Here is an 8,504-nt window from a genome sequence, read left to right as displayed (position 1 = left end):
CAGTTATGCTAAATTTGTTCTTCTCGTGTTTCTCTGGCATTCCTGATCAGCTCCCCGAAACCCTGCCGGACTTTGCTGCTTCTCCAATGGATAATAGTTCCATACTTTTATAGTAGTAAAATAGTTAGGTACAATCAATTATAGTATAGTTTCTTATAACTGTTACAGTACCTCCCAGCCCCATTATAACACATTTGAGAGCAGGAAGATTGCCCATACGAGAGGGGCTGGCTTAAAATTAATTAAAAACCCTGTGCAGAGGTGATAAGTATGGACTTAGAGCAACTCCTGTCCCGCCTGGACGTGGACCTTTACGGTACTGCCCCTGTCTCCGCCTTTGACCAGGCTCCCCCGGGTTTTAAACCCCAGGACCTGTTGCCTACCTCGCAGCAGGTTATTGTAATCGCTCGAAGTCTGAATCCGACACCAATTCGCTATCTGCCGAAAACCCGCAACCAGTACATGGTAGAATTCGAAATGGCCAACCGGCATCTGACTCACGCTGCCTATCAGCTGGCCCGGCAACTCCAGCAACTGGGCCACCAGGCCCTGCCCATCAGCTCAGAAGCAGCCATCGGCGATTATGGGCGTCTGAAGGCGGATTTTTCCCTTAAACACGCTGCCGTCCTGGCCGGTCTGGGCTTTTTCGGCCTCAACAACCTGATTCTGACCCCTGCCTATGGCCCGGCCCAGCGCTGGGCAGCGGTGATTACCTCTGCCCCTTATACTCCGCTTCAGGTGGCTAACCCGGCCCGACCCGACCTTTGCAGTCAGTGCCAGGCCTGTGTCCGGCAGTGCCCGGCCGGGGCCCTGCAGGGCTGGGAAGGCCAGTATAATCCGACCACCGGCTGGACCATCAATAAAGAAAAATGCGCCCACTACATTTTCGTAGTGAACGCCGGTAAACGCTGCGGAATATGTATTGCCAGCTGTCCCCTTTTGCCAGAATAAGCTAGTGCAGCCTTCTGGCCTGAATATAATACCCCTCTTCACTGCCTTTGGGTTGCCAGGCGAAACCGTTTTCCTCCAGGATATCCACCACTTCATCGGTGAAGACCGGGTCTACCCGGTCAAAGACAATATTCAGGGTGTCCACCGGCCCCACCTGGCTGACTACTTCTTTGACCCGTTCCACTTTTTTCTGACCGTGGAGATTCCGTAAATCCACCTGCCAGTCGCTCATGGCAATCACCCTCCTTTGTCAATATTTTTCCCGCCAGCAGGAAAAAATAATCGGGCGTGGAATACTAGTGAGGGTATAAATCTAACACGGCAGGTGAAAGTTTGTGAAAAAAATCCTTCTCCTTTCCTTCCTGGCAGCTGCACTGCTTCTCGGGGGCTGTGCCAGCACTCAGCCGCAGGTGCCGCCTCATGCCAGCAACAGGGAAGAAAAATCCGGTCATATTAAACTGGTGCAGGGCCCCCTTACCCTGGAAGTGAGCCAGAAGCCCAAATATTTCAGTCCTGAGCTGATGCCCGCTGAGGAAGGCAAAGTGGTAATTGGCCTTTTTACCGCTATTACCAATGACAGCGACCAGGACCTGAACATCAAGCCGGAATTCGTTACCATCATCACCGAAGACGGCAAGAGCTATCAGTATTCGGAAGCCCGCACTGCCATTACCGGCAAAGGGGCCTTCAAAGCCATGGACCTGCCGCCCCATTACCGCGGTGGTGGTCTCCTGCTGTTTGAGATTCCCAGAGACCAGCAGGTGGATAAAGTCCTCTACGAGGATCAGGCTGGTCATAAATTTACCGTCAGTCTGCAGGCACCTCCTGGCAAAGTTTAAAAGCACAAGCGATATATTGTATACTTTTCCCGGTGTTATAGACACCGGGCTTTTCTTTATGTTACCCTTTTCCTTAGATAAAACGGAGGTGTGGCAAGATGGGCATGAATCTGACTCAAAAAATCATCGCCGCCCATTTGGTGGAAGGCCAAATGGTGCCTGGCCAGGAAATAGCCATCAAAATCGACCAGACCCTGACCCAGGATGCTACCGGTACCATGGCCTACTTGCAATTTGAAGCCATGGGCGTGCCCCGGGTCAAAACCGAGCTGTCCGTAAGTTATGTGGACCACAACACCCTGCAAACCGGGTTCGAAAATGCCGATGACCATCTGTTTTTGCAGACCATTGCCGCCAAACATGGTATTTATTTTTCCCGTCCCGGCAATGGTATCTGCCACCAGGTTCATTTAGAGCGTTTTGGCAAACCCGGCAAAACCCTGCTGGGTTCTGACAGCCATACCCCCACCGGCGGGGGCATCGGCATGCTGGCCATCGGGGCCGGAGGCCTGGATGTAGCGGTGGCCATGGCGGGCAAACCTTTTTATCTGACTATGCCCAAAGTGGTCAAAGTCGAGCTGCTGGGCCGCCTTTCCCCCTGGGTCAGTGCCAAGGATGTCATTCTCGAAGTGCTGCGCCGTCTCTCCGTCAAAGGCGGAGTGGGCAGGATTCTGGAATATACCGGCCCGGGGGTAGCAACCCTGACGGTACCGGAACGGGCCACCATCACCAATATGGGAGCCGAACTGGGGGCCACCACTTCCATCTTCCCCAGTGATGAAATCACCCGGGCCTTCCTGGCCGCCCAGGGCCGGGAGGAGGACTGGGTACCCCTGAGCGCTGATCCCGATGCGGTCTATGATGAGGAATTGACTATTGACCTTTCTGCCCTGGAACCCCTGATCGCCTGTCCCCACAGCCCGGATAAAGTAGTTCCGGTGCGGGAAATAGCTGGTCTCCCGGTGGACCAGGTGGCCATCGGTTCCTGTACCAATTCCTCTTACGTAGACCTGATGCGGGTGGCTGCTATCCTGCGGGGTAAGAAGATCCATCCCCGCACCAGTCTGGTAATCAGTCCTGGTTCCAGGCAAGTGCTGACTATGCTGGCCCAGAATGGCGCCCTGGCTGACCTGCTCAGCGCCGGAGTGCGCCTGCTGGAATGCACCTGCGGGCCCTGTATCGGCATGGGCCAGGCTCCTCCTTCTGCAGGCGTATCAGTGCGCACCTTTAACCGTAACTTTGAAGGGCGCAGTGGCACCAAAGATGCCCAGGTCTATCTGGCCAGTCCGGAAGTAGCCGCTGCTGCCGCCCTGACCGGCCAATTAACTGACCCACGGGAACTGGGCGCATATCCGGAAGTGACCTTACCGGAAAAGTTCCTGCTGGATGACAGCATGATCATCCCCCCGGCAGCGGCGCCGGAAACCGTTGAGGTACGGCGGGGCCCCAATATTAAGCCCCTGCCCAAAGGCCAGCCGCTGCCTGCTGAATACCGCGGTGAGGTCTTGTTGAAGGTAGGGGATAACATCACAACCGACCACATCATGCCGGCCGGCTCCAAAATCCTGCCTTTGCGTTCCAATATCCCGGCCATCAGCCAGTATGTCTTCCACCAGGTGGATCCCGAATTTCCCGCCCGGGCCCTGGCTAAAGGCGGTGGCGTTGTGGTGGGCGGCCAGAACTATGGCCAGGGCTCCAGCCGGGAGCATGCCGCTCTCGCCCCCATGTACCTGGGAGTACGGGCAGTGATTGCCCAGTCCTTCGCCCGTATCCATCGGGCCAATCTGATCAATTTCGGCATCCTGCCCCTGACTTTTGCCCGGGCAGAAGACTATGAGGCTATTGAACAGGGGGATATTATCCGCTTGCCCGAACTGGTTGAGCGGATTGGCGCCGGAGCCGAAGAAATAAATCTGATCGTGGAAAATAAAAATTTGACCATCCCCTTGCTGGTAGACCTTACCCCCCGCCAGCGGGCCATCCTGCTGGCGGGTGGACTGCTTAACTACGTCTGAGTCACCATTCAGGAAGAAGGACAGCCGTTTCCCCGGCGGGAAACGGCTGTTTTCGACCTTCCGCCTGCATTTCTCTCCCCTTCACCGCAAATTTCTTGCCGTCCACTCCGTCCTCCCTTTATATTGAAACTAAGAAAGAGGAAGGAGGAGGCGCCGATGGGATACCTTTCTATCTTGCACGAAGCTCAACCCTTTAGCTTGCTGCCCCCGGAAGCATTGCAGGCAGCTTTAGTCAAATGCGAATCCCGGCTTTATCCCAAAGGCACCTATATCTTCCGACAGGGTGAACCCTCCCGCGCTGTCCTCTATATTCTTACCAATGGCCTGGCCGAAGTAGTCCTGACCAACGAAAAAGGAGAAGACAACGTGGTAGGACTGCGTCAGCCCCGGGATTTCTTCGGGGAAACGGTCCTGTTCAATGACAAGCCCTATCCCGGTTCTGTGCGAGCAGTAGAGGATTGTATCTGCTTGCTTATGCCCCGGGAAGTTTTTGAAAGTCTGCTGGAAAACTATCCTAAATTCGCCGGTTATTTTACCCAAACCCTTTTAGAGCGGATGCGGGTAATTTATGAAGAAGTGGTTGCCGAACAGAGTTATCTGGCCGGCAACCTGGAAACCCAGCCTTTTCGCAAGCGGCTGTCGGAAATCATGACCAGCCCGGTTCTGACCTGCCGCGCCAACCAGACCGTCACCGAAGTAGCTCAGCTCATGGCGGAGCGCAATATCGGGGCTCTGGTCGTGGTGGATGGTCAGGAGCGGCCGGTGGGAATCGTCACCGACCGGGACCTGGTAGCTAAAGTGCTGGCCCAGGGCTGTCCGCAAACCGGGGATATTACCGCCGATATGGTAATGAACACCCAGCTGGTTTCCCTGCCTCCTGATGCTTTTTATTCCGAGGCCTTGCTGGCCATGGTCAAAAATAAAGTCAAATATCTGGCTGTGGTAGACCAGGGCCATCTTTTCGGGATTATCTCCATGCGGGATCTGATTCGGGCCCGCAGCTCCGGCGCCCTCACTACTGTCGATACCATTGAAACCTCCCGCAACCTGGACGATCTGGTCCAGGCCACCCGGGAAGTGGATCAGGTACTGGTGGGTTTGCTGGCTGAAAATGCCCCTATTGAAGAAATCTTCGTGGTTATGAGTGAGTTCTATGACCGGCTCACCGCCAAAGTCATTCAGCTGGCGGAAGAGGAAATGGTCCAGGCCGGTCTGGGTACCCCTCCTGTCCCTTACTGTTTTATCACCATGGGCAGTGGCGGCCGCAAGGAACAGGTCCTGCGCACTGACCAGGATAATGGCATTATCTATGCCGATGTCCCGGCCAACCTGGCCGAGGAAGCTCAGAACTATTTTCTTACCCTGGGGGAGAAAATCGTCAATGGCCTGGTCGCCTGTGGCTTTGCCCGCTGCAAGGGCAATGTCATGGCCTCCAATCCGGAGTGGACCAAACCCCTGCGCCAGTGGTACCTGGATGTCACCAGCTGGATCGCTCAGCCGGTACCGGAAATAGTGCGCAAACTCACCATTTTCCTGGATTTCCGCCCCGTCTACGGCAAAAAGGAACTGGCCCAGGATTTGCGCCATTTTGTCCATCGCCGGGTGGAGGATTATCCGGTTCTGCTCCATTTTCTGGCCAAGGATGATCTGGAATACAAAGTGCCCCTGGGGTTTTTCCGGCAATTCATTACGGAAAAGCACGGGGAGCATAAAAATGAAATCGATTTAAAGCGGGCGGTTTGTGTGCATATGGTGGATTGTGCCCGGATTTTTGCCCTCAAATGGGGCATTGACGAAACCAGCACCCTGGGGCGTTTGAAAATCATGGAACAGCGCAATATTTTCAACCCCGAGGATAGTGAGTATTATTCCACTGCCTATAAAATCCTGATGACCCTGCGCCTGAAAACCAACCTTAAGAAACTGGAGCAGGGACTGGAAGCCGATAACTGGATCAATCCCAATCAGTTGCCTAAAAAAGAAGCGGCCACTTTGCGTTATGCCATGCTGGCCGTCGATAAACTGCAGAGCTTTACTGGTACTGTTTTTCATGCCGGGTAGGGGGTAGATGATGATGTTACGCGCGTGGTTAGGCCGCACCTCCCGATTGATGGGATTTGAAACTGCGGGAGGAGATAGAGCCTGTGACTCCCTGATTTTGACCGAGGTTAAGGAAAAATTGAAGAAATTCCAGGAACAGCGCCACAATCCCCAGACACCGCTACGGGAAATGGAATTTGTTGTTTTTGATCTGGAAACCACCGGGTTGTATCCCTTTAGCGGTGATACCATCACCTCTATCGGTGCTGTTCTAATCAAAAATGGTGAAATCTGCCCTGAACATTCCTTTCAGGAGCTGGTCAATCCCGGTCGTCCCATTCCACCTCTGGTCACCCAGATTACCGGTATCGATAATGAAATGGTGGCCGAGGCCGATGATTTTCTGACGGTCTTCAACCGTTTCCTTGACTTCTGCGGGAACCGGATGCTGATCGCCCATAATTCCGATTTTGACCTGGCTTTTATTAATATCCAGTTGAAAAAAGCTTTAAAAACCAAATTCAAGCCAGTTATCCTCGATACGGTAGTACTGGCTATGGCCCTGCAGCCCTATCGCAGTTCCTATACCCTGGATAGCCTCTGTACCGCCTGGCAAATAAAAACCCCCCTGCGCCATACGGCACTGGGGGATGCGCTGATCACCAGCCGCTTGTTTTTGACTTTTCTGCAGGAATTTCAGCAACGGGGAATCAAAACCGTGGGTGACTTGCTCAGCCTCTTGCACTGGCGCAACCTGCTCTAGCCACTAAAACCCGGGGCCCCTTCCAGGCCCAGCAAATAGAGCTTGACCTCCAGTCCACCCCCATACCCAACCAGTGCCCCTGATTTGCCGATTACGCGGTGACAGGGGATGATGACGGGTATGGGGTTTCTGTTATTGGCCTGTCCCACGGCCCTGACTGCTCGCGGTTTGCCGATATTGGTAGCGATCTCCTGGTAGGTTCGAGTTTCGCCATAGGGGATTTTCTGCAGTTCCTGCCAGACCTGCAGCTGGAATGGGCTACCACTTACATCCAGCGGCAGGTCAAATTGTTGCAGCTCTCCGGCAAAATAAGCGCCCAGCTGTTCTATTGCCTGCTGGTGGACTTTGAGGTTGCGTTCCACCACTATCTCCTCAGTCCATTTCCGATTTAACCAGTTCAGCAAGGTAGCCTGTCCTTCTCCCGGCAAAACCAGGCGACAGAGCCCCTTTTCCGTACTGACCAGGACCAGCGGCCCAATGGGACTTAACATTTCTGACCAGCGTATGATTTCCATGCTCTGCCTCCTATGCTGAAGCAACTTCCGGCTGCACCTGGCTGCCATCGGGAATAACCAGCAGGGAATAATCCTGTCCGTATTGTTCTTCTACCTGCAGCAGTGCAGTCGGGATACTGTCAGCATAACGCATAAAGAGGCTCTCCGTCAACTCTTTTCCCAGATCTGAGATTAAAATTACCTGTTTTTCCTGTAAGACCCTGGCGATAGCATAGGCCTTGTGTCCGCCCAGGACAAACCCCTGTTCAAAACGGCGGAAAATATCTTCCAGAGTCTCTGCTTCCAGCATCCATTTTTCAAAAGTATGTTCGCCCAGTCCTTCCCTGCAGCGGGCCAGCAGGATGATGGTTCCGCCCGGCCGGGTGGCAGCTGCCGCTGCCTCCAGGGCCTTTTGGGCCTGGTAGAGATTGATGTCCTTGGGATGGCCACCGGCACTGACCAGCACCACATCAGCGGCCCGAGGTACTGTGACCATACTCATCTGGCGGCAGGTTTCCACTCCGGCCAGCCAGGCCTGTTCCAGGTCACCGGCCACTGCCTGCACGATTTCCTTTTTCTCATTGGTCACTACATTGAGGATAAAATCCACACCCACCAGGCGCGCGGCCTCCAGCATCAGCCAGTGGACCGGATTAGTGCGCCAGTTGCCGGCACAGGCGCGGGGATCGGTCATGAGGCTGTGATTGTACTGAATCAGATTGCGAGCTGCCACCCCGGGGAGAATGGATTTGCGGCCACCGGAAAACCCGGCGATATAATGCATGGTAATCAGGCCGGTGGTGATGATAAAATCCGCTTCAGCCACCAGACGGTTAATAACCAGCTCTTGTCCATCGGACAGGCGTCCGATGGCTACCAGATCCCGGTCACAGTCATGGCTAATGATATTAAAACGCCGGCAAATTTCTTCCCCAAAGCTGGCCCGATTTTCTTCTTCCGTATTGGCCCGGTGACTCCCGGTCGCCACCACCAGGGTCACCTGTTCATCCCCGATCCCGGCCCTTTCCAGCTCAGCTACCAGCGGTGGCAACATCACCTCATAGGGTGTGGGCCGGGTAACATCATTGACAACAATTACAACCTTTTGCGGCTGCCGCTTCCTGAGGAGCTCTGCCAGAGGCGAAGTTCCAATGGGCTCAGCCAGCGCCCGGCTGATCTCAGCTAGAGGATCACTCACTCCCGGCAAAGATCTGGGTGTAATAATCTGGCAATATCCCTTCGGATTCAGCTCAACCTGAAGTTTATCCTTTCCATAAGCCAGTTTTACTTCCAAGACAGTCCACCTGGTTCAAAAAACTTGACTGTTTTTATTTTCAGCCAAGTTGGCCCCCAGACCAGGATTTCGCCTCCTTTCCGAATACTTGATTTGCCCCCGCGGGGC

General features: G+C 54.2%; 8 protein-coding genes. 5 read left to right on the top strand and 3 right to left on the bottom strand.

Annotated features, from left to right (window positions below; genetic code table 11):
• The first annotated feature begins 270 nt into the window (after window positions 1-270).
• Entirely contained in the window at window positions 271-951 is a 681-nt protein-coding gene (locus JDF658_RS11245) for a 4Fe-4S dicluster domain-containing protein (protein ID WP_079907698.1), read from the top strand.
• A 1-nt stretch (window position 952) separates the two neighbouring features.
• On the opposite strand, the gene JDF658_RS11240 is transcribed toward JDF658_RS11245, so the two are convergent.
• The gene (locus JDF658_RS11240) at window positions 953-1,183 is read right to left on the bottom strand and encodes a hypothetical protein (RefSeq protein WP_078666018.1); all 231 of its coding nucleotides are present in this window, start codon (window positions 1,181-1,183) and stop codon (window positions 953-955) included.
• Between the two features lie 103 nt (window positions 1,184-1,286).
• Between JDF658_RS11240 and JDF658_RS11235 the strand changes: the two genes are divergently transcribed.
• The 4 genes from JDF658_RS11235 to JDF658_RS11220 all read left to right on the top strand — a co-directional run bounded on the left by JDF658_RS11235 (window position 1,287) and on the right by JDF658_RS11220 (window position 6,608).
• The gene (locus tag JDF658_RS11235) at window positions 1,287-1,790 is read left to right on the top strand and encodes a DUF4352 domain-containing protein (RefSeq protein WP_078666019.1); all 504 of its coding nucleotides are present in this window, start codon (window positions 1,287-1,289) and stop codon (window positions 1,788-1,790) included.
• A 98-nt stretch (window positions 1,791-1,888) separates the two neighbouring features.
• Window positions 1,889-3,805: an aconitate hydratase gene (locus JDF658_RS11230; protein ID WP_078666020.1), complete on the top strand. Its 1,917-nt coding sequence runs from the start codon at window positions 1,889-1,891 to the stop codon at window positions 3,803-3,805.
• Window positions 3,806-3,961: 156 nt separating this feature from the next.
• Entirely contained in the window at window positions 3,962-5,866 is a 1,905-nt protein-coding gene (locus tag JDF658_RS11225; protein ID WP_079907696.1) for a DUF294 nucleotidyltransferase-like domain-containing protein, read from the top strand.
• A 10-nt stretch (window positions 5,867-5,876) separates the two neighbouring features.
• Window positions 5,877-6,608: a PolC-type DNA polymerase III gene (locus tag JDF658_RS11220; RefSeq protein WP_159071797.1), complete on the top strand. Its 732-nt coding sequence runs from the start codon at window positions 5,877-5,879 to the stop codon at window positions 6,606-6,608.
• On the opposite strand, the gene JDF658_RS14970 is transcribed toward JDF658_RS11220, so the two are convergent.
• Both JDF658_RS14970 and larA read right to left on the bottom strand, forming a co-directional pair.
• A complete protein-coding gene (locus JDF658_RS14970) occupies window positions 6,605-7,123 on the bottom strand; it encodes a methylated-DNA--[protein]-cysteine S-methyltransferase (RefSeq protein WP_079907695.1) in 519 nt (172 codons plus the stop codon). The genes JDF658_RS11220 and JDF658_RS14970 overlap by 4 nt on opposite strands.
• Window positions 7,124-7,133: 10 nt before the next feature.
• On the bottom strand, window positions 7,134-8,396 hold the full coding sequence (gene larA / locus JDF658_RS11210) for a nickel-dependent lactate racemase (RefSeq protein WP_079907693.1): 1,263 nt from the start codon (window positions 8,394-8,396) through the stop codon (window positions 7,134-7,136).
• Between the last annotated feature and the right edge of the window lie 108 nt (window positions 8,397-8,504).

The sequence above is a fragment of the Carboxydocella sp. JDF658 genome (assembly GCF_002049395.1).
Taxonomy (GTDB): Bacteria; Bacillota.
This window is presented reverse-complemented; position numbering and strand designations above follow the sequence as displayed.